Consider the following 20,253-nt stretch of genomic DNA (forward strand, 5'->3'; position numbering starts at 1 on the left):
GTCGTGGACTTCGATCTGAACGAGGAGCAGCGGCTGCTCGAACAGTCGATCGATGCCTTTTTCGCAGCCGGGCGGCCTCATTCCCACGCGCGGGACCGCTACGACGGGCAGACCGGCTCGCTGGGCGATCTCGACGCCCTCTGCCTGAACGAGATGCTGATCCCGGAGGAGCACGGTGGCGGCGGGGCGGGCGCGCTCGACGTGGCCGTCGCGGCCGAGCGGCTCGGCGCCGCCGCCGCGCCCGGTCCGTTCATCGGGCGTGTGCTGGCCGGCTACGCGATCACGCTCGCGGGCAGCGAGGCACAGCGCGCGGAGTGGCTGCCCAAGCTGGCCTCCGGCGAGCGCCGCGCCACCGTCGCGATCGGCGAGCCCGGCACACGGTGGGGCCTCGACGAGCTCGAGATGGGCGGCGGCCGGCTCGTCGGTGAGAAGCGGAACGTCCTGGTCGGTGACGGTATCGACCTGGCGGTCGTCGTGCTCGCGGACGGGCTGGCGCTGGTCGAGTTCGGCACCGCCGGCCTCAGAGCCACCGACACCGACGTGATCGACCGTACGCGGCCGATGGCCACACTCGCCTTCGACGGTCCCGACCACGAGCGGCTCCCCGGCGGTGCCACGGCGGCCGGGCGGGTCCTCGACCTCGGCGCGGTGCTGGTCGCGGCGGACGCCTACGGCGGGGCCGCCAGGTGCCTGGACCTCGCGGTGCGCTACAGCCAGGAGCGTGAGCAGTTCGGGACGACGATCGCGCACTTCCAGGCGATCCAGCACCAGTTGGCCGACGTCGCCATCGACGTGCTGCCGTCTCGCGGACTGTACTGGTACGCGGCGCACGCGCTGGACCGCCGTCAGGACGACGCGAGCGGCTTCGCCTCACTGGCCAAGGCGCACATCACCGAGCGGTACATCGCGGCCGCCCGGCGCGCCATCGAGGTGCACGGCGGCATCGGCTACACCTGGGAGTGCGATCTGCATCTCTTCCTTCGCCGCGCCGTCTTCGACCGCGCGTACCTGGGCTCGCCCGAGATGCACCGGCAGCGTCGCGCACGCGGCCAGTTCGCCGACGTCGGCTGACGGGAGGCAGGCACCGCCATGTGGGATTTCTCGACCGAGCCGGAGTACCAGGAGAAGCTGGACTGGGCCCGCGAGTTCGTCACGACCGAGGTGCGCGACCTGGAGGTGCTCGGCGTCGACCGGGACACCCTGCTCCGCCTCGAGGAGCCGCTCAAGCAGAAGGTGAAGGACGCCGGGCTGTGGGCGGCGCACCTGCCTCCCGACCTCGGCGGTGGCGGCATGGGCCAGGTCAGGCTGGCGCTGTTGCACGAGATCCTCGGCCAGGCGTTCTACGCGTCCGAGGTGTTCGGCAACATGGCGCCCGACTCGGGCAACGCGGAACTGATCGCCGTCGGCGCCACGGACGAGCAGAAGGAACGCTGGCTGTATCCGCTGCTCGACGGCACGCTGCGGTCGGCCTTCTCGATGACCGAACCCGGCGCCGGCGCCGACCCGACACTGCTCTCGACCCGGGCCGTACGCGACGGCGACGACTGGGTGATCAACGGGCACAAGTGGTTCACCTCGAACGGCCCGACCGCCGACTTCCTCATCGTCATGGCCGTGACCGATCCGGACGCCGCGCCGCACCGGCGCGCGTCGATGTTCATCGTCCCGAAGGGCACCCCGGGCGTGCACATGCTCCGGACCATCGGGACGATGGCCGAGCCGTGCGAGCACCATCTCAACTGGTCGACCGGCGACTCCGAGATCCTCTACGAGGACGTCCGGGTCCCCGCCGACCACCTGATCGGGCGGCCGGGGGAGGGCTTCCTGCTGGCCCAGAAACGGCTCGGCCCCGGCCGGATCCACCACTGCATGCGCTGGATCGGCATGATGCGGCGCGCGTTCGACATGATGTGCGAGCGGTCGTTGTCGCGGTACGCACACGGCTCGCTGCTGTCGGAGAAGCAGTCCATCCAGAACTACATCGCCGACTCGGCCGCCCAGATGCATGCCGCGCGGCTCATGACACTTCACGCGGCGTGGAAGATCGACCAGGTGGGGGCCTCCGAGGCGCGGACCGAGATCGCGATGATCAAGTACTTCGGCTCGCGCGCGCTCTTCGACGTCGTCGACAAGGCGATCCAGGTCCACGGCTCGCTCGGGTACTCCACCGATCTCCCGCTGGAGCTCATGTTCCGGCAGGCGAGATCCTTCTCCATCGTCGACGGTCCCGACGAGATCCACCGGGTCACCGTCGCGCGGCGGACACTGCGGGGCTACGAGGCGCGTGAGGTGCCGAGCGAGCACATCCCGAGTCGCGCGGCCGGGGCCAGGGAGCGGTTCGCGGACGCGCTGGAGGCGCTGAGTCTCAACCGCTGACACGACCGGAGCACCGACGAACCAGGGGCGGCCAGGTGACAGAGCTACGGCAGTACCTCGACGAGCGGACCCTGTTCTCCTACCTGGAGCGCGCGGTCCCCTCGATCGGGGCCGTGCGCGACATCCGGCGGATCACCTCGGGCAGCTCCAACGAGATCTTCGAGCTGACGACCGACGCCGATCCGGTGATCCTGCGCCGCCCGCCGCGGCACCGCCTGTCCGCGTCCGCGCACGACGTCGCGCGCGAGTACCGGGTCCTGCGCGCGCTGACGAACACGTCCGTGCCGCACCCCGACGCGATCCACCTCTGCACCGACGAGGACGTGATCGGCACGCCGTTCCTGCTGATGTCGAAGGTCGAGGGCTTCCACCTCAAGGCCCCGTACCCGGAGCACGCACTGGCCGACGGCGCGATGCGCGCGATGATGTTCGACTTCATCGAGGTGATCGCCCACCTGTCGCGCATCGACTGGGAGGCCGCCGGGCTGGCGGGCTTCGGGCGGCCGGCGGGCTATCTCGACCGTCAGGTCGATCGGTGGCTGGGGCAGCTCGCGAACTACCGAACGCGGGACCTTCCCCGGCTCGACGAGGTCGCCGGCTGGCTGCGCGTCAACCAGCCCGAATCAGGACCCCCCGGGATCATCCACGGCGACTACCAGTTCCTGAACGTCCTGTTCGCGAACGACCGGCCGCCTCGCGTGTCGGGCGTGCTCGACTGGGAGCAGTCGACGGTCGGCGACCCGCTCGTCGACCTCGGCTGGGTGCTCGGGCTGTGGGCGGAGGCCGGTGAGGAATCACCGCTCAACGCGTTCTACGGAAACGCCAGCCAGGAGCCGGACGCGCCGACGCGGGCCGAACTCGCGGAGCGCTACGCCGCGGTCTCGGGACGCGACGTCGTCGACCGCCGCTACTACGAGACCCTCGCCCTGTTCAAGCTCGGCTGTATAGCGGAGGGTTCCCACTACCGCCACGTCACCGGCCAGAGCGACACGGCGCTGCACGCCGACTTCGAGTGGATCGTTCCCAAGCTCATCGCGACCGCCTACTCGATCACCAAGGGGGAGCGAGACTGATGGCCTGGGGCATCACGGTTCCACTCGACGGCATCCCACTCGCCGAGCATCCCGCGCTCTACCGGGAGCTCGCCGACGTGGGCTACACCGATCTGTGGTCGGCCGAGTCCAACGGCGCCGACGCCTTCACGCCGCTGGCGCTCGCCGCCGCCGAGCCACGCCTGCGCCTGGGAACGGCGATCGTCTCGTCGTTCACCCGCGGGCCGGCCGTCATCGCGCAGTCGGCCGCCGCGCTGGCCTCGGCCGCCCCCGGCCGGTTCACGCTCGGCATCGGGGCGTCCTCCAACGTGATCGCGGCGAAGTGGAACGACATCGCGTTCGAAGCGCCGTACTCACGCACGCGCGACCTGGTCGCGTTCCTGCGCACGGCGTTCACGGGGGCGCGGATCAAGGAGCACTACGACTCGTTCGCCGTGGACGGCTTCCGGCTCGGCCTCGTGCCGGAACCGGCGCCGAAGATTCTGGTGGCGGCGCTGCGGGAGCGGATGCTGCGGCTGGGCGCCCGCGACGCGGACGGCGTCATCCTGAACTGGGTGTCGCCGCGGGACGTCCGCCGCGTCGCCGCGATCGTCCGCGAGGAGAACCCGGCGGCCGAGATCGTCACCCGGATCATGGTGTGTCCCTCGCAGGACGCCGACGCCGTACGGGCGATGGTCCGACCGCTGGTCACCGGCTACCTCACCGTCCCGGTGTACCGTGCCTACCAGACCTGGCTCGGCCACGGCGCGGCGCTGGCGGACATGTGGGAAGCCTGGGACGCGGGCGACCGGAAGGCCGCGGTGGCCGCCGTGCCCGCCGAGGTCGTCGACGCGGTCTGTGTGCACGGCTCACCCGCCGAGTGCCGGGAGCGGATCGCCGAATACGTCCAAGGCGGCGTCACGACTCCGGTCCTCGCGCTGTTGCCCATCGGCCCCGATCCGCGCGAGGCCCTCCGCTCACTCGCCCCATCGTCCTGAGCAGCCTGGGAGTCACCTATGCACATCGTCGATCTGTCCCGCCTGACCGACCGGGTCGTGGGACGCGTCCTGTTCGAGCAGGCCGAGGTCGCGGGGGACACGACGTGGCTGATGTCCGACGACCGCACCGTGACCTTCGGGGAGGCGCGGCAGCAGGTGTCGCGGATCGCCGCGAGCCTGCGCGGGTTCGGCATCGGGCGCGGCGACGTCGTCGCGGTGTACATGGACCCCTCGATCGAGCTGGTCCTGACCGGCGTCGGCACCTCCGAGCTCGGCGCGCTGTTCGCGCCGATGAGCACCGACTACCGGGGTGAGTTCCTGGCCCGCAACCTCGCGGCGTCCACCGCACGCGTTCTCGTCGCGGACGCCCATCTGGCGCGGCACTGCGCCGAACTCGAATCGCTGGCGCAGGTGCGCCATCTCGTGGTCACCGGCGATGCCGATCTCGACGCGCTGCGGCGTCCGGGGCTCACGGTGCACGCCTGGGACGAGCTGCCGGCCGGTGAGCCGATCGCGCTCCCGTCCGTCGCGACCTATGACGACGTGCTGATGATGTGGTGGTCCTCCGGTACGACGGGGGTGCCCAAGGGCATCATGCAGACGCACGCCGGGCTGATGTGGTCCGCGTCGCAGTGGATCGCCGACCGCGACATCCGCGAGGACGAGGTCTGGTACTCCTGCCTGCCGATGTACCTCGGCGGGGCGTACACCACCGCAGTGTGGCCGTCGCTGGTGAGCGGGACCGCGGTCGGCATCGACACGCGGCTGTCGGTCTCCCGGTTCTGGGACCGGGTACGCCACTACGGCGCGACTCAGATCTTCACCCTCGGCGCGATGCACATGTTCCTCATGGAGGCCGAGGAACGTCCCGACGACCGGGACAACCCGGTGCGCTGCGCCGTTCCGGTGCCGATGCCGTGGAGCGACGTCCCCCGGTTCAAGGAGCGCTTCGGCATCGACCAGGTCCAGCAGGCGTACGGCCAGAGCGAGGTGCCCTGCCGCATCTTCGCCGCTCCCGACGACGGCACCGTCTGGCGGGCCAACGCGATCGGCCGTCCGGTGCCGTGGCTGGAGGTGCGGCTCGTCGACGACAACGACGAGGACGTCCCGGTCGGCGAGGTCGGCGAGATCGTCGTACGGCCCAAGGAGCCGTTCGTGATGTTCGCCGGCTACTTCAACGCCCCGGAGGTGACCGCGCGGACGTGGCGCAATCTGTGGCATCACACCGGAGACCTGGCCCGCGCCGAGCCGGACGGGCAGTACTTCTTCGCCGACCGCAAGAAGGACTACATCCGCTACAAGGGCCGCAACATCTCGATGGTCGAGGTGGAGGCGGTCGTGGCCGAGCACGAGGGCGTCGCCGACGTCGCGGCGTTCGGACGGCAGTCGGCCGAACTGGAGTCCGAGGCGGAGCTGGCCGTCTCGGTCGTGCCGCGGCCCGGTACGACGGTGAAGCCGGACGAGATCGCCCGCTTCATCAACGACAACGCGCCGTACTACTTCGTCCCGCGCTACATCGAGATCGTGGCCGAGCTCCCGCGCAACGCCCAGTACAAGACCGACAAGGTCGCGCTCCGCGCCCGGCCCCTCGCGGACGACGCGTGGGATCGCGAGCTCGCCGGCTTCGAGGTGACGCGGTGAGCGGCGCGAGCGGGGGAGCATCGGTGAGCGAGGGGACCGGGGCAGTGCCGGTGAGCGAGGCGACCGGGGACGTGCCGGTGGGCAAGGTGACGGACCTCGCCGCCGCGGTGGCCGGCATCCCCGACGGCGCCAGCCTCGCGGTCGGCGGCTTCGGGCTCTGCGGCATCCCGATGGACCTGATCGGCGCGCTGTCGGCTCGCGGCGTCCGGCGGCTGCACGTGGTCTCCAACAACTGCGGCGTGGAGGACTGGGGACTCGGCGTCCTGCTCAAGGCCGGTCAGATCGCTCGCATGACGTCGTCGTACATGGGTGAGCACGGTGAGTTCCAGCGCCGGTACCTGTCGGGTGAGCTGGAGGTCGAGCTGGTGCCGCAGGGCACACTGGCCGAGCGGCTGCGGGCCGGCGGTGCCGGGATCCCCGCGTTCTACACCCCGGTCGGCGTCGGCACCGATGTCGCGTCCGGCGGCATGCCGGTCCGGTACGGCCTCGGCGGCGAGGTGGTGGAGCGCGGCGAACCTCGGGAGACCCGGGTGCTCGGCGGCGTCGAGGTCGTCCTCGAGCACGCCATCGCGACCGACTTCGGTCTGGTGCACGCGGCCGTCGCCGACACCGACGGGAATCTGGTCTTCCACTCGACGGCCCGCAACTTCAACCCGCTGTGCGCGATGGCCGGCCGGGAGACCATCGCCGAGGCCGAGCGGGTCGTCGAGGCGGGGTCGCTCGATCCGGACCACATCCACCTGCCGGGCATCTTCGTGCAGCGCGTGGTCAGGGCCGCGAGCTCGACGCCGAAGCGCGTCGAGCGCCGAGCGGCGGTGAGCGCCGGATGAACACGCGGGCGGTGATCGCGGCCCGTGGAGCGCGGGAGCTGCGCGACGGCATGTACGTCAACCTCGGCATCGGCATTCCGACCTCGGTGCCGCACTACCTCGATCCGGCGACGAGGGTGATCTTCCACAGCGAGAACGGCCTGCTGGGCGTCGGCGGGTTCCCGGCGATCGAGGATGAGGACCCGGACACGATCAACGCGGGCAAGGAGCCGGTCACCCTCGCGCCCGGCGCCGCGATCTTCGACTCCGCGCTGTCGTTCGCCATGGTCCGCGGCGGGCACCTCGACCTCGCCCTGCTGGGCGGTATGCAGGTGTCGGCGGCCGGAGACCTGGCCAACTGGATGATCGCCGGCCGAGTCGTCAAGGGGATGGGCGGCGCGATGGACATCGTGCGCGGTGCCCGGCGCGTGGTGATCATGATGGAGCACCGCGCGAAGGACGGCGGCAGCAAGCTCGTCGGGACCTGCACGCTGCCCCTGACCGGGCGCGGTGTGGTGCACCGCGTGATCACGGAACTCGCGGTCGTCGACGTCACCCCTGAGGGGTTCGTGCTCCGGGAGATCGCGCCGGGCGTCGGCGTCGACGACGTCCGTGCCGCCACCGCGGCCCCCCTCACGATCGCCGCGGACCTCGCCGAGATGGTCGTCTAGCGGTCCGGCCGGGCGTGCACGTTCAAGGCGATGAAGTCGTCCTCGACGTGCTCGGCCGTGGTGACGTGGTCGGTCGCCAGCCTGCTGATCGCGTCCGCTTCGTAGCCCAGTTCGCGGAGTACGGCATCGGTGTCGGCGCCGTGCTCCGGCGCGGGCCGCGGTTCCGGAGTCGCGGTGCCGTCGACGAGCACGGGCTGGCCGATGTAGACGATCTCATCGCCTTCGGCGTCCCGGCCCGGGATGAGCAGCCGGCGGGCCGTGATCTGCGGATCGGCGGCGACCTCGTCGATTCCCGCGTGAGCCGGGCCGATGGGCAGCCGGTGCTCGATCGCCACCTCCATCCACTCGGCCAGCGTCCGGGTGCGCATGATCGCCTGTACCTCCCGGCGCAGGTCCTCCCCGTAGACCTGGTCGACGAGGTCGTCTCGCCCGGTCAGCGCGCAGAAGGCGGTCCAGAACCTCCGTTCCTCCGGGCAGAACAGCACGAACTTGTGATCGGACGTCTCGTACCACTGGTAGCGGGCGACGCCGCGGCGTTGCGCCGGGTCCGCCACGGCGGCGGCGACCTCTGGCTGGTTCAGCAGTGCCGCGACGGCGGTCCACGCGTTGGCGGCGACCGCGGTGGCCGCGGCGACGTCGAGGTAACAGCCCTCGCCGGTCCGTTCGCGCCGGGCCAGGGCGGCGGCGATGTGGAACGCGGCGTAGATCGCTCCGGTCGCCGTGCCCTCGCCGCCGATGCTCAGGCTGGGCCAGGACACCGCGCCGCCGGCCGGCCGGGTGAGATCGTCCTCATCGAGGGTGACCGGCCGGGCCCCGGCCAGGGCGTCCATCATCTGGCCGTGCACGGGCAGATCCGCGTACGGGCCGGTCGCACCGAAGCCGGTGTTCTGGCAGTAGACGATGTCGGCGCGGTGGGCGCGCAGCTGTTCGTAGGACACGCCCAGCTTCGCGGTGCGATTCCCCGTGGCGTTCGTGACGAAGACGTCCGCGGTGGCGATGAGCCGGCGGAGGACCTCCTGCCCGCCGCTCGTCGCGAGGTCGACGGCGATGCTGCGCTTGTTGCGGTTGGCCTGCTGGTGCAGGTATCGGGTCTCGTCGATGCGGAGGTAGTCACCGAGCCGCGGGCTCTCGAGCTTGATGACGTCGGCACCGAGGTCGGCGAGCATCATCGCCGTGGAGGCGCCGTTGAGCAGCATCGACACCTCGACGACGCGGTAGCCGCTGAGCAGGCCCATCGCTGTACCTCTGTTCCTAAGTCGGTCACCAGGGTTCGACGGGCCGGCCGCTCGGGCGGGTGCCGGGCATCACCGCGGCCAGCCAGTCCACGAGCGCGTCGCGCGTCTCGGCCGGATCGATCAGGTCGTCGATGGCGAAGATCTCGGCCATCTTCAGCGAGGCGCCCTCGCGGCGCAGCGCCATCGAGTGCTCGTGTTCGGCATCGCCCCCGAGCACCTTGGCCGCGCCCTCCGGTCCCATCGCGCCGTACTCGGCCGTGGGCCACGCGACGACCATCGACGCGCCGAGCGGCCTGCCGCCCATCGCGAAGTGGGCCAGGCCGTACGACTTGCGCAGTGTCACCGTGAAGAACGGCACCCGCGCGTGCGTCAGCGCATGGATGACACGCGTGCTGTGCCGCATGAGCGCCGTGTTCTCGGCCGCCGGCCCGACGAGGAAGCCGGGCGAGTCGACCAGGAAGACGACCGGGAGGCCGAAGGCGTCGCACAGCCGTACGAAGCGCGCGATCTTGTCCGACGCCGGGGCGTCGATCGCGCCCGCCAGCACCATGGGCTGGCTCGCGACGAAGCCGACCGGCCACCCGTCGACGCGCCCGAGGGCGGTGACGAGGTTGGGTGCGAAGCCGGCCCGCAGCTCCAGGATCTCGCCCAGGTCGCACAGCCCGGAGATGATTTCGCGTACGTCGTAGGGCCGCCGCGGGTCCTCGGGCACGACGCCGCGCAGGTCGGCCCCCGGCCGCGCGGGATCGGCCGGTTCGAGCCGCCCTTCGAAGTACGACAGGTACACCGAGATCAGGTCGATCATCTCGCCCTCGTCGCGGGCGACCGCTTCGGCCGCGCCCGAGGCGGCGTGGACGCTCGCGGCGCCGATCTGCTCCGGAGTCAGGCGCTCGCCCAGCGCCGCTTCGACCAGGGGCGGGCCGGCCATGCCGATCGCGGCGTTCCGCGTGGCGACGACGAAGTCGCACAGCCCGGCCAGGACCGCGTGGCCCGCGAACGCCCGGCCCGGAATCCCGCACACGGTCGGCACCTTGCCCGACAGGCGGGCGAGCGTGGGGAAGGCCCCCTCACCGCCGCCGCGTGAGTTCATGGACGCCTCCTGGACGCGGTGTCCGGCGCCTTCGGCGAAGATCACGACCGGCAGGTCGCGTTCCTCGGCGAGTTGGAGCACGCGGACGAGCTTGACGTTGTTGACGTCGCCCTGGCTGCCGCCCAGCACGGTGTAGTCGTAGGACGCCACGGCGATCGGCCGGCCGCGCACACGGGCGACGCCGGTGACGAGCCCGTCGGCGGGGGCGTCGAGCCCGGCCTGCAACGCCCTGGCCAGCAGGCCGTACTCGCGGAACGATCCGGGGTCGACCAGCGCGTCGACGCGCTCTCGGGCCGTCCAGGCGCCCCGGGCGCGCTGCTTGGCGACGGCCTTCGGCCGGGCGGCGTCGGTGGGGATCCGGCGGAGTTCGCCCAGCGCCTCCGCCAGTGTGGGTGTGGTGCCCTCGAATACGGCATCGGCCTCTGCCATGCCGGAAGTATAGCCAGGCGAGCGCAATCAGTAGCCTCTTTTTGACAAAAAGAGTATCCTTAATTAGATCATTGGTGGCTGAGAGTGGAGGAACATGTCGAGACCGATGACGGCCATCGCCGGCCTGGGGCTGACCGAGCTCGGCAAGGTCTACGGCCAATCCGCGAGCGAGCTCGCCGCCCGAGCCGTCGCCCTGGCGGCGGACGACGCCGGCCTTCGCCTCGGCGACATCGACGGGCTCCTCGTCAGCTCCGGGGCGACCCGTGGTGTCACCCCGCAGACACAGAGCACGCTCGGGCTGCGCGACCTCCGCGTGCTGGCCCAGATCGAGGCCTACGGCAGCACCGCGATCGGGATGGTGCAGTACGCCTCGCTGGTGATCGAGGCCGGCATGGCCGACGTGGTCGCCTGCGTCTGGGCCGACACGCCGCTCCAGCGAGAGCGGCCGTCCGCCTACGCGAGCCCGCGGCCCCACAGCGGCTTCGAGAGCATTCCGGCCGCGACCGGAGTGATCGGGGCGAATCCCCGCTACGCGCTGGCCGCTCGACGGCACATGGAGACGTACGGCACCACGACCGACGACTTCGCGGCGGTCGCCGTCGGGCAGCGTTCCTGGGCGGCGCACAATCCGCGGGCGCAGTTCCGCAAGCCCATCACCGTCGCCGACCACCAGGCCTCACGGATGATCGCCGACCCCTTTCGCCTGCTGGACTGCTGCCTGGTGTCCAACGGCGGCATCGCGGTGATCGTCACGTCCGCCGACCGGGCCGCCGACCTGCGGCAGCCGCCCGTGCACGTTTTGGGGTGGGGGCAGGCACACCCGGGCTACCCGATGTCCCGGGGCAGCGCGTTCGGCCTCGAATCGGGCGCGAAACAGTCGGGCGCGGCGGCGCTGGCCATGGCCGGGCTGGACGTCGGCGACGTGGACGTCTGCGAGATCTACGACTGCTATACCTACACCGTCATCATCACGCTCGAGGACTACGGCTTCTGCAAGAAAGGCGAGGGCGGCGCGTTCGCCTCGAGCGGCGCGCTGGCCCCAGGCGGCGAGCTGCCGACGAACACCGGCGGAGGTCAGCTGTCGAGTTACTACGCCTGGGGCATGACGCCGCTCTCCGAAGCGGTCATCCAGGCCCGGGGGCACGGCGGCGAACGCCAGGCCGACCGGCATGACGTCGTTCTGGTGAGCGGCAACGGCGGCATCCTCGACTACCACGCGACCCTGATCCTGAGCCCGGAGCGGCAGCGATGACGAACGGCATCCCGGCGGTGCGCGACGAGCGGTCGGCCGCGTTCTTCGACGTCCTGAAAGAGGGCACTCTGCTGCTGCGCCGGTGTCGCCCCCACGGTCACCTCAGCGCGCCCGAGGTGCTCTTCTGCGCCACCTGCGCAGACCCGGACCTCGGCTGGTCGGCGGCGCGGGGGACCGGCCGGGTCGTCAGCTGGACGGCGATCCACTCACGGCCGGACCCGTCGGGGGCGACCACGGTCAACACCATCGTCGGCGTCGTCGAGCTCGACGAGGGTCCGTGGCTGCTCGCCCGGTTGCTCGCGCCCGACATCCGTACCGGCATGACCGTGCGCCTGGAAGTCGTCGAGACCGGCGGCGAGCCCATCTACGCGTTCCGGCCCGCCGGCGACGAGGCGTAGCGTGCTGAAGAAGGTCCTGATCGCCAACCGGGGCGAGATCGCGGTCCGCGTCATGCGCACGTGCCGGGAGCTCGGCCTGTCCACGGTGGCCGTCTACGCCGACCCGGACCGCGACGCGGCGCACGTCCGGTACGCCGACGAGGCGTACGCGCTCGGCCCGGGCGGCTATCTCGACGACGGCGCGATCCTCGGCGTGCTCGAGCGCTCAGGAGCGGACGGTCTCCACCCCGGTTACGGCTTCCTGTCCGAGAACGCCGACTTCGCCCAGGCCGTCATCGACCGCGGGGTGGCGTTCGTCGGACCACCGCCGGCGGCGATCGCGACCATGGGCGACAAGATCAGCGCGCGGCGGGCCGCGGAGGCTGCGCGGGTTCCGCTGGCGGCCGGCGGCACCGGAGCGCTGAGCGGTGTCGCCGAGCTGATCGAGTTCGGTGAGGCGTACGGCTGGCCGGTCGCGGTCAAGGCGGCCTTCGGCGGTGGCGGACGCGGGATGAAGGTCGTCGCCTCCGCGGCGGAGGCCATCGAGGCGATGGAGGCGGCCCAGCGTGAGGCGCTCGCGTACTTCGGGCGGTCCGAGGTCTACGCCGAGCGATTCCTCGCCCGGCCGCGGCACATCGAGATGCAGGTGCTCGCCGACACGTACGGCAACGTCGTCTGGCTCGGCGAGCGGGACTGCTCGGTCCAGCGGCGTCACCAGAAGCTGATCGAGGAGAGCCCGGCGGCCGATTTCCCGGACGACGTGCGGCGGGAGATGGGGGAGGCCGCCGTGCGCCTCGCCCGCGCCTGCTCGTACGCCGGGGCGGGCACGGTCGAGTTCCTGTACGACGACGGGTCGATCTCCTTTCTGGAGATGAACACCCGCCTCCAGGTCGAGCACCCGGTGACGGAGCTGGTCACCGGGCTGGACCTGGTCGAGTGGCAGCTGCGGGTCGCGGCCGGCGAGCCGCTGGCGTTCGGGCAGGACGACGTGACCGTCACGGGCCACGCCATCGAGGTCCGGATCAACGCCGAGGATCCGGCCGACGGGCGGTTCGTTCCCTCGCCCGGGACGCTGACGCGATTCGTCGCGCCGTCGGGGCCCGGAGTGCGCGTCGACGCGGGCTACGCCGCCGGTGACACGGTCGGCCCGGACTACGACAGCCTCGTCGCGAAGACCATCGTGTGGGCGCCGGACCGCGACCGGGCGCGTACGCGGATGCTGCGCGCGCTGGGGGAGACGCGCATCGAGGGCGTCGCGACGAGCATCCCGGCGCAGGTCGCGATCCTCGGCCACCCCGACTTCATCGCCGTACGGCACTCGACGAACTGGGTCGATCACGAGCTCGACCTGTCGTTCATCGACGGAGCGCCCGTCCCGGCCGGATCCGCGGGCGAGGCTCCGTACGCCCTGCCCGGCCTCACGGCCGAGATCGACGGCCGCCGTTTCGCGGTGCGGCTGTGGACGTCCGATCCGCGAGGTCCGGTGGCGTGCCTGGGCACGCCGGCGGCCGAGCGGCCGGGCCGGCGCTCGCGCCGTGGCGTGCCGTCGCTCACGACCTGGCCGGCGGACCGTGACGCGCCGCCGTCCCGGAACGGTGCCGAGGCGGCGCCCCTGCCGGGCGGGATCGTCGCACCGATGCACGGGACGGTCGTCCGGGTGCTCGTCGCCGTCGGCGATCTCGTGGGCGCCGGCGATGGCATCTGCGTCGTCGAGGCGATGAAGATGGAGAACACCATCAAGGCCGGCGCCGCCGGACGCGTCATGGAAATCCTCGTCACCACGGGCGAGAATGTCGACTCCGGTCGTCCGATCGCCCTGATTCAGGAGGCCTGAGATGACGGACGAGTTCGACGTGGTCATCGTGGGCGCCGGCGTGGCGGGCCTGCAGATGCTGCACAAGGTCCGTGAGCTGGGCCTCACGGTGCGGGTGTTCGAGGCGGGCGGCGACGCGGGCGGCACCTGGTACTGGAACCGCTACCCGGGCGCCCGCTGCGATGTGGAGAGCCTCGAGTACTCCTACCAGTTCTCCGAGGAACTGCAGCAGGAGTGGGAATGGACCGAGCGCTTCGCCACCCAGCCCGAGATCCTGAGCTACATCGACCACGTCGTCGAGCGCTTCGACCTGCGGCGCGACATCCGGTTCGACACCCGCATCGCGGCGTTGACGTACGACGAGCCGGCCGCTCGGTGGACGGCGCGCACCGAAGCCGGTGACGAGGTGGTGGCGCGGTTCGTCATCATGGCGACGGGATGCCTGTCCGCAGCCAACGTGCCGGAGATCGCCGGATTGGAGACCTTCGCCGGCGAGATCTACCACACCGGCCGCTGGCCGCACGGGCCGGTCGAGCTGTCCGGCAAGCGGGTCGGCGTGATCGGTACGGGCTCGTCCGGTGTCCAGTCGATCCCGGTGATCGCCGAGGAGGCGGAGGAGCTCTACGTCTTCCAGCGCACGGCCGCGTACACCCTGCCAGCGGGCAACCAGCCGCTCGATGCGGAGCTGCAGGCCGCCGTCAAGGCCGACTACGCGGGGTTCCGCGCTCGCAACAGCGCGATGCCGTCGGCCGGCCTGGCGCGGTTCCCGCCCAACCCGGCTTCGGTCTTCCTGGTCTCGGACAGGGAGCGCGAGGCCGCCTTCGAATACCGCTGGCAGCGGGGCGGGCCGGTGCTGCTCGGCGCCTTCAACGACATCATGGTCGACAAGGCCGCCAACGATCTGGCCGCCGACTTCGTCCGGCGGAAGATCCGCCAGATCGTCAAGGACCCCGACGTCGCGGCGCTGCTGTCGCCGAAGCAGCTCATCGGCTGCAAGCGCATCTGCCTCGACACCGGCTACTACGAGACCTTCAACCGGCCCAACGTGCACCTGGTCGATGTCGCATCGGCCCCGATCCAGCAGATCACACCCGGCGGGATACGTACCTCGGCCGGCGACCACGAACTCGACGTGATCGTGTTCGCCACCGGATTCGACGCCATGACGGGCCCGCTGCTGAGGATCGACATCCGTGGGCGAGGGGGCCTGCCGCTGAAGGAGAAGTGGTCCGCCGGCCCGCGCACCTATCTGGGACTGGGCGTTCCCGGCTTCCCGAACCTGTTCACGATGACCGGTCCCGGCAGCCCGTCGGTGCTCACGAACATGATGGTGTCGATCCACCAGCATGTGACGTGGATCGGCGGCTGTCTGAAGTACCTGGCCGACAACGACATCAGCGCGGTCGAGGCCACCACCGAGGCCACGGACGCCTGGGTGCTGCACGTCAACGAAGTCGCGGACCGCACCCTCTTCCCTTCGTGCAATTCCTGGTACCTGGGAGCGAACATCCCCGGTAAGACACGCGTGTTCATGCCCCTCTTCGGCTTCCCCGCCTACGCGCAGACGTGTGCCGAGGTCGCCGCCAACGCGTACGAGGGCTTCACACTGACACGCTCTGGGATGGCTCCGGCTCAGGCGACGTAACGCGAGCGCACGCGTCGGCGTGGCGGTCGGCGACCGCGGCGGCGCGTGCCTTGAACACGCGCCGCCCGCGGAGGATCGCCGCGCTACGGCCGCCGGTTCACCGCGGTGACCGGCAGTCGTATGGTGGCCGGCTCAAGCCCCTGTGCCGTGGCGGTGAGCGTGACGTTGCCGGGTCTCTTGGCCGGCCGCAGGATGGCCAGGGCTTTCCCGTGCCACGTCCAGCGCCTGGGACGCTGGAAGCTGTCGAGGTTGTGCGGGTTGCCGTTTCCGACGCCGATGAGTTCACCGGCACCCTCGACCCGGAAGGACACTTTGACCACGGCGTCGGGGACCGGACGACCACGGTCGTCGATCACCTCGACGAGCACGTGCGCCAGGTCACCTCGGCCGGTGGTGAGTGACCGCACGTCGGACGAGAGGCGTATACCGGCGGGCCGGCCGGCGGTGGCGAGCGTCTTGCGGGCGATCGGCCGACCGCCTCGGCTTGCGACGGCGGTCAGTTCCCCTGGCGTGTAGGGCACGCTGAAGGTGACTCTGCGCTGGTCGGCGTCCGTCACGGTCCCGGTCGCGATCTGCCGTCCGTTGAGCATGAGCGTCACGCTGTCGCCGGAGGTGTAGACGCGGACGACCATCGCCTTGCCTTCCGGGACGTCCCACGTCCAGCTGGGCAGCTCGTCGTAGTAGCAGGACCGGACGTGATACTGCTGCGTGCCCGGGGGCGTCGGGCGCTCGACCATCATCTCGAGCGGGCTGAGCCCGTTCACGACCGCTCGCCAGTAGTTCTGCGGCTTGCGTTGTCCGATCAGGTCGATGTCGCCCTGGAAATTGATGTACCAGGGGTACGGGATCTTTCCGATGGACCCGTCCAGGCCCCTGGCGTTGGCCTCGGCCTCGTTGCGCGCGACCAGGCCGGCGCCGCTGCCGGATTCGCCGATGTAGTCCCACGCCGCCCATACCCAGGTACCCGCGTACCAGGCGTTGTCCTGGGCGAGCTTCCAGTCGTCGTAGATCTTCGACGAGGTGTCCTCACCCTGGATGAACGCCTTGTCCGGGTGTGCGGCGTGGTCCGCGGCGGACGGGGCGTCGGACGAGCATGCCGAGCCGGTCGCAGGCGTCGAGCAGGACGGAGGAACGCGGGTTGTGGGCCGCACGCACGGCGTTGAATCCGGCGGCCTTGAGGATCTCGATCTTGCGCTCCTCGGCGCGATCGATGGCGACCGCGCCCAGCGGCCCGTGGTCGTGGTGAATGTTGCCGCCGCGCACCTTGTACGGTCTGCCGTTGAGCAGGAAGCCCGCAGTGCCATTGAAGACCAGGGAGCGGACCCCGAACGTGGTGGTGACGACGTCAGCGGCACGGTCTCCGACCAGGATCTCGGCGCGGACCTGGTAGAGGTTCGGTTCCTCCGGCGACCACAACTCGGCGTCGGAGATGGACAGTTCTGACGTGTACGTCCGCGTTGCCGCGGTGCCGACCGCCTTGGCGGGGGTCGTCGTCCTCGCGACCGGACGGCCTCGCTGATCCAGCACTGTCATCCGCACGCTCGCCGTCGTCGGCGCGCCGGAGCTGACGACCTGCACCTCCACGCGGGCGACCGATCCGCGCTCGTCGACCACCGGAGTCGTCACGTGGACCCCCCACAACGGGATCCGCACCGGCCCGGTGACCGTCAGCCAGGTGTGCCGATTTATCCCTGACCCGGAGTACCAGCGGCTGGTCTTGCCGGTGTTGTCGACCCGGACCGCGACCACATTGGCCCCATCGCGGTTGAGGTGAGGTGTGAGGTCGTACGCGAAGGACGTGTAGCCGTTCGGGTGAAAACCGAGGTGGACACCGTTCAGCCAGACGTCGGCACTCTGATGGACGCCGTCGAAGCCCAGTTCGACGCGCCGGCCCTCCTGCGGATGGCCTGCGATCTCCGGCACCGTGAAGTGCTTGCGATACCAGCCGACGCCGCCGACGGTGTATCCCTGGCTCCGGCCGCCGGGGAACAAGATGTGCCCGATACCGGGATAGGTGATGTCGACGTCGGGAACGGGATCGGCATTCACGTCGAACGGTCCGATCGCCTGCGGCGGCTCACCGTCCGGGGACGGCTTCGTCTCGAACGCGAAGGTGGAAGGATCGGCGGTCGCGCCCCCGTCGTCGGACCTGGCGTAGGACAGATCCTCGATCCGCCAGTCGTGCGGCAGGTCCAAGGCCCGCCACCCGCTGTCGTCGAACGAGGGTGCCTCCGCCCCGCCTACGTTGCCGCGGTAGAACCGCCAACCTTCATCGAACGTCTGCTCCCAGCGCGGCGCGCCGGTCCACCTCGTCGCGCGTTGCGTGCCGGCTGCCGCCGGGGTAGAGCCCACCGCCACGAGCGCGACCGCTCCCGCACCGCCCCCCAGCACCTGCCGCCGTGTCACGCCAGAGCTTGCCTGTTGCGCGGCCGTGCCGCCGGACAGGTTCTCCGCTGACTCCGCTGTCCCCGTGCTGATCACGTTGACGCGTTGTTCGATGGTCATGACGACAACTCCCAGGGACGGACTCCGTGGCGGAGCTGGGGCGGAGTAGGAATTATGAGGATACTTAATAGTGAGTCGCGAGGATATCTGGAGTGGATTCAGGGGCGATAGTCGATGGATTGCGAGGGAAGAAGGCGATCTTGTCGCTATACATGACACTCTTATATCCTCGCCCCTGAGCATGGTCAAGGTGCTGGCCACCGCCGACCGGCCGCCGGATCAGTCGGGGGACATGCGTGGGCGGCGTTGCCAGGAATGCTCGGGTCCGTGGGGCCGGACGGCTCTCAGCGCCCGCTCGGCCGAGTCCTCGATCGGCCCGGACGTGTCGATCGCGACGGCTTCCGGCCACGGGTCGGCCGACTGGGCCATCTGGGCGGCGATCGCCGGGTCGGCGTCGGACACGCCGCGGGGGCGGGTCTGCAGGCGCTCGGCGGCCAGTGGAGTGTGGCACCGTAGGGGGATCAGGTCCGCGTGCGTCTGGTGGGCGGTGCGGGCGGCGTCGGCGCGATGCCGGGCCGATGTCCAGGAGGCGTCGACGATGACGGATTCGCCGTAGGAGAGCAGGCGCGCGGCGCGGTCGAGGAGTTCGGTGTAGGTGCGCCGGGTCCAGAAGGCGTTGTAGATGCCGGCGCCGTACGGGGCCGATGCCGGGGTGTCCGGTGAGAGCTCGGCGAGTTCCTTGCGTACGCGATCGCTGTTCAGGACGGTGTACCCGAGCCGGTCGCCGAGGGCTTCGCTGAGGGCGCTCTTGCCGGTGCCGGGCAGGCCTCCGACCAGGATCAGGCTGACCGAGCCGGCGTTCAGGTGACGCAGTGCGATCTCGGTGTAGTGGCCGGCGTCGGCGGCCGCGTGGGTGTCTCCCTGACTCCAGCGCAGGCAGGCGACCTTGGCGCGGACGAACGCGCGGTAGGCCACGTAGTGGTGGCGCAGTGATGGTGGGGCCGGGTCGTCGGCGTATTCGGCGTACCAGGAGATGAAGTGCTCGGCGAGGTGTGGGGCGTTCAGGCGTTCCAGGTCCATGGCCAGGAAGGCGGCGTCGTCGAGCCCGTCGAGCCACCGCAGGCGGTCGTCGAAGTCCAGGCAGTCCAGCACGCGGGGCCCGTCGTCGAGGCAGAAGATGTCGTCGGCCATCAGGTCCCCGTGCCCGTCGACGATGCGTCCCTCGTGGATTCGGGCGGTGAAGAGCGGCTCGCGGGCTTCCAGGAAGCGCAGCGTCAGCCGTTCTGCTTCGGAGGCGTCGATCGCGCGTCCGTGGAACGGCCGGACCTGGTCGAAACTCGCCGTCCACCGCTCACGCAGGGCGTCGCGGGTTCCCTGAGCGGCGATCTCGTCGCTGCGGGGCGAGGCGGCGTGGGCGCGGGCGAGCAGGCGGGCGATCGCCCGCAGCGCGTCGTCGACCGGAACGTGCGCCCGCACCAGGTCGGAGAGGCGGCGTTCGGCGGGCATCCGGCGCATGACGACGAGGTGGTCGCACAGTGTCCCGGGGGACATGGTCACGTCGGCGACGCCCAGGTAGACGTCGGGGGCGAAGCGCCGGTTGAGCTCGACCTCGCGGTGACACGCTCGTTCCCGTCGCTCGCGAGTGGAGAAGTCCAGGAAGCCGAGATCCACCGGTTTCTTGAGCTTGTAGGCCCGGTCTCCGGTGAAGAACACCACCCCGGCGTGGGTCTCGGCGACGTCGGCGGCCCAGGTCTCCATGGCCCCTCCTCCCACACTGGCAGCCTGGCGTTAGGGACACGGCCATCACCAGGGGCGTCGGTCCTGCGGAAACGGCCCGAAGGCCTCTGGGCACCGGCCGTCCGGCCGTGTCGTACTGGATCAAGGCGCGGTCCGGCGGCCATCGGCGGGCCGCTTTGCCGGCGCGGGGGGAGGCTGTCATGGCGGGAATCGTGGTGGGCGTCGACGGATCGGCCGATTCGGATGTGGCGCTGGAGTGGGCCGTTGCGGAGGCCGAACGGTGGAAGGTTCCGGTGACCGCGATCATCGTGGTGCCGCGTATGGTGACCGTCGGTGCGGGCGCTCCGATGCTGGGGCCGGTCGACCAGGAGACGCTTCACGCCATGGGCGAGACCGTTCGCGCCGCGGTGGACAAGGCCGCGGTGGGGCATGAGGTGGCAGTCGAGGTACGGGCGACCTCCGGTGTTGCGGCCGAAGAGCTCCTGAACGCCTCGGCGGACGCCGACATGCTCGTCCTCGGATCGCGGGGCCATGGCGGGTTCGCCCGACTGCTTCTGGGCTCGGTGAGCAGCCAGTGCGTTCACCACGCCGGCTGCCCGGTCGTCGTCGTCCCGTCACGCCCCCGAGGCTGACGCGGAGAACCGGTAGGGGCCAAAGGTCCCGCCCCTGGGTGACGTCGGCCTGCTGACCGGACGATTCAGCCG

The 20,253-nt window shown here is 70.8% G+C and carries 17 protein-coding genes; 12 read left to right on the forward strand and 5 right to left on the reverse strand.

Going from position 1 to position 20,253, the window contains the following annotated elements; genetic code table 11:
- Nucleotides 1-3: 3 nt before the first annotated feature.
- The 7 genes from ACQP2O_RS25505 to ACQP2O_RS25535 are packed head-to-tail and all read left to right on the forward strand — an operon-like array spanning nucleotide 4 to nucleotide 7,526.
- A complete protein-coding gene (locus ACQP2O_RS25505) occupies nucleotides 4-1,071 on the forward strand; it encodes an acyl-CoA dehydrogenase family protein (RefSeq protein ID WP_433190054.1) in 1,068 nt (355 codons plus the stop codon).
- Nucleotides 1,072-1,089: 18 nt separating this feature from the next.
- Nucleotides 1,090-2,376 (forward strand): acyl-CoA dehydrogenase family protein, encoded by a 1,287-nt coding sequence (locus tag ACQP2O_RS25510; protein ID WP_433190057.1) that lies wholly within the window; start codon nucleotides 1,090-1,092, stop codon nucleotides 2,374-2,376.
- Nucleotides 2,377-2,411: 35 nt separating this feature from the next.
- Nucleotides 2,412-3,449 (forward strand): phosphotransferase family protein, encoded by a 1,038-nt coding sequence (locus ACQP2O_RS25515; RefSeq protein WP_433190060.1) that lies wholly within the window; start codon nucleotides 2,412-2,414, stop codon nucleotides 3,447-3,449.
- On the forward strand, nucleotides 3,449-4,405 hold the full coding sequence (locus ACQP2O_RS25520) for an LLM class F420-dependent oxidoreductase (protein ID WP_433190063.1): 957 nt from the start codon (nucleotides 3,449-3,451) through the stop codon (nucleotides 4,403-4,405). The genes ACQP2O_RS25515 and ACQP2O_RS25520 overlap by 1 nt, the downstream gene beginning before the upstream one ends.
- A gap of 18 nt (nucleotides 4,406-4,423) precedes the next feature.
- Entirely contained in the window at nucleotides 4,424-6,046 is a 1,623-nt protein-coding gene (locus ACQP2O_RS25525) for an AMP-binding protein (protein WP_433190066.1), read from the forward strand.
- 23 nt (nucleotides 6,047-6,069) lie between these two features.
- Nucleotides 6,070-6,876 (forward strand): CoA transferase subunit A, encoded by an 807-nt coding sequence (locus ACQP2O_RS25530; RefSeq protein ID WP_433190069.1) that lies wholly within the window; start codon nucleotides 6,070-6,072, stop codon nucleotides 6,874-6,876.
- Complete coding sequence (locus ACQP2O_RS25535) at nucleotides 6,873-7,526, forward strand: 3-oxoacid CoA-transferase subunit B (protein WP_433190071.1); 654 nt, start codon at nucleotides 6,873-6,875, stop codon at nucleotides 7,524-7,526. Before ACQP2O_RS25530 ends, ACQP2O_RS25535 begins: the two co-directional genes overlap by 4 nt.
- On the opposite strand, the gene ACQP2O_RS25540 is transcribed toward ACQP2O_RS25535, so the two are convergent.
- Together ACQP2O_RS25540 and ACQP2O_RS25545 are read right to left on the reverse strand one after the other, a co-directional pair.
- Nucleotides 7,523-8,761, reverse strand: coding sequence for a CaiB/BaiF CoA transferase family protein (locus ACQP2O_RS25540; protein WP_433190074.1), 1,239 nt, complete (start codon nucleotides 8,759-8,761; stop codon nucleotides 7,523-7,525). The genes ACQP2O_RS25535 and ACQP2O_RS25540 overlap by 4 nt on opposite strands.
- Before the next feature lie 25 nt (nucleotides 8,762-8,786).
- Nucleotides 8,787-10,280 (reverse strand): acyl-CoA carboxylase subunit beta, encoded by a 1,494-nt coding sequence (locus tag ACQP2O_RS25545; protein WP_433190077.1) that lies wholly within the window; start codon nucleotides 10,278-10,280, stop codon nucleotides 8,787-8,789.
- A 94-nt stretch (nucleotides 10,281-10,374) separates the two neighbouring features.
- Here ACQP2O_RS25545 and ACQP2O_RS25550 point away from each other — a divergent pair, with 94 nt between their 5' ends.
- The 4 genes from ACQP2O_RS25550 to ACQP2O_RS25565 are packed head-to-tail and all read left to right on the forward strand — an operon-like array spanning nucleotide 10,375 to nucleotide 15,367.
- A complete protein-coding gene (locus tag ACQP2O_RS25550) occupies nucleotides 10,375-11,532 on the forward strand; it encodes a thiolase family protein (protein WP_433190080.1) in 1,158 nt (385 codons plus the stop codon).
- Nucleotides 11,529-11,930, forward strand: a complete 402-nt coding sequence (locus tag ACQP2O_RS25555) for a Zn-ribbon domain-containing OB-fold protein (protein ID WP_433190083.1) — start codon at nucleotides 11,529-11,531, stop codon at nucleotides 11,928-11,930. The genes ACQP2O_RS25550 and ACQP2O_RS25555 overlap by 4 nt, the downstream gene beginning before the upstream one ends.
- 1 nt (nucleotide 11,931) lies before the next feature.
- On the forward strand, nucleotides 11,932-13,743 hold the full coding sequence (locus tag ACQP2O_RS25560) for a biotin carboxylase N-terminal domain-containing protein (RefSeq protein WP_433190085.1): 1,812 nt from the start codon (nucleotides 11,932-11,934) through the stop codon (nucleotides 13,741-13,743).
- 1 nt (nucleotide 13,744) lies between these two features.
- Nucleotides 13,745-15,367, forward strand: a complete 1,623-nt coding sequence (locus tag ACQP2O_RS25565) for a flavin-containing monooxygenase (RefSeq protein ID WP_433190088.1) — start codon at nucleotides 13,745-13,747, stop codon at nucleotides 15,365-15,367.
- An 83-nt stretch (nucleotides 15,368-15,450) separates the two neighbouring features.
- Here the strand turns inward: ACQP2O_RS25565 and ACQP2O_RS25570 are convergent, their stop codons facing one another.
- The 3 genes from ACQP2O_RS25570 to ACQP2O_RS25580 form a co-directional block, all read right to left on the reverse strand.
- Nucleotides 15,451-16,107 carry a DUF4982 domain-containing protein gene (locus ACQP2O_RS25570; protein WP_433191161.1) on the reverse strand — a complete coding sequence of 219 codons (657 nt, stop codon included), beginning with the start codon at nucleotides 16,105-16,107 and terminating at the stop codon, nucleotides 15,451-15,453.
- Between the two features lie 286 nt (nucleotides 16,108-16,393).
- Nucleotides 16,394-17,872 carry a glycoside hydrolase family 2 protein gene (locus ACQP2O_RS25575; protein ID WP_433190091.1) on the reverse strand — a complete coding sequence of 493 codons (1,479 nt, stop codon included), beginning with the start codon at nucleotides 17,870-17,872 and terminating at the stop codon, nucleotides 16,394-16,396.
- 219 nt (nucleotides 17,873-18,091) lie between these two features.
- Nucleotides 18,092-19,570 carry an AAA family ATPase gene (locus ACQP2O_RS25580; protein WP_433190093.1) on the reverse strand — a complete coding sequence of 493 codons (1,479 nt, stop codon included), beginning with the start codon at nucleotides 19,568-19,570 and terminating at the stop codon, nucleotides 18,092-18,094.
- 179 nt (nucleotides 19,571-19,749) lie between these two features.
- On the opposite strand from ACQP2O_RS25580, the gene ACQP2O_RS25585 reads away from it, so the two are divergent.
- Nucleotides 19,750-20,181, forward strand: coding sequence for a universal stress protein (locus ACQP2O_RS25585; protein WP_433190096.1), 432 nt, complete (start codon nucleotides 19,750-19,752; stop codon nucleotides 20,179-20,181).
- Nucleotides 20,182-20,253: the final 72 nt, after the last annotated feature.

It is taken from the genome of Actinoallomurus sp. CA-150999, assembly GCF_050942425.1.
In the GTDB taxonomy this organism is placed as follows: domain Bacteria; phylum Actinomycetota; class Actinomycetes; order Streptosporangiales; family Streptosporangiaceae; genus Actinoallomurus.

What these genes read in the sequence shown, in the direction of transcription:
- ACQP2O_RS25575 (WP_433190091.1), bottom strand. Translation starts at nt 17,872, where the DNA reads ATGACCATCGAACAACGCGTCAACGTGATCAGCACGGGGACAGCGGAG.
- ACQP2O_RS25510 (WP_433190057.1), top strand. Translation starts at nt 1,090, where the DNA reads ATGTGGGATTTCTCGACCGAGCCGGAGTACCAGGAGAAGCTGGACTGG.
- ACQP2O_RS25545 (WP_433190077.1), bottom strand. Translation starts at nt 10,280, where the DNA reads ATGGCAGAGGCCGATGCCGTATTCGAGGGCACCACACCCACACTGGCG.
- ACQP2O_RS25570 (WP_433191161.1), bottom strand. Translation starts at nt 16,107, where the DNA reads ATGATGGTCGAGCGCCCGACGCCCCCGGGCACGCAGCAGTATCACGTC.
- ACQP2O_RS25525 (WP_433190066.1), top strand. Translation starts at nt 4,424, where the DNA reads ATGCACATCGTCGATCTGTCCCGCCTGACCGACCGGGTCGTGGGACGC.
- ACQP2O_RS25540 (WP_433190074.1), bottom strand. Translation starts at nt 8,761, where the DNA reads ATGGGCCTGCTCAGCGGCTACCGCGTCGTCGAGGTGTCGATGCTGCTC.
- ACQP2O_RS25555 (WP_433190083.1), top strand. Translation starts at nt 11,529, where the DNA reads ATGACGAACGGCATCCCGGCGGTGCGCGACGAGCGGTCGGCCGCGTTC.
- ACQP2O_RS25520 (WP_433190063.1), top strand. Translation starts at nt 3,449, where the DNA reads ATGGCCTGGGGCATCACGGTTCCACTCGACGGCATCCCACTCGCCGAG.
- ACQP2O_RS25565 (WP_433190088.1), top strand. Translation starts at nt 13,745, where the DNA reads ATGACGGACGAGTTCGACGTGGTCATCGTGGGCGCCGGCGTGGCGGGC.
- ACQP2O_RS25535 (WP_433190071.1), top strand. Translation starts at nt 6,873, where the DNA reads ATGAACACGCGGGCGGTGATCGCGGCCCGTGGAGCGCGGGAGCTGCGC.
- ACQP2O_RS25580 (WP_433190093.1), bottom strand. Translation starts at nt 19,570, where the DNA reads ATGGAGACCTGGGCCGCCGACGTCGCCGAGACCCACGCCGGGGTGGTG.
- ACQP2O_RS25550 (WP_433190080.1), top strand. Translation starts at nt 10,375, where the DNA reads ATGTCGAGACCGATGACGGCCATCGCCGGCCTGGGGCTGACCGAGCTC.
- ACQP2O_RS25585 (WP_433190096.1), top strand. Translation starts at nt 19,750, where the DNA reads ATGGCGGGAATCGTGGTGGGCGTCGACGGATCGGCCGATTCGGATGTG.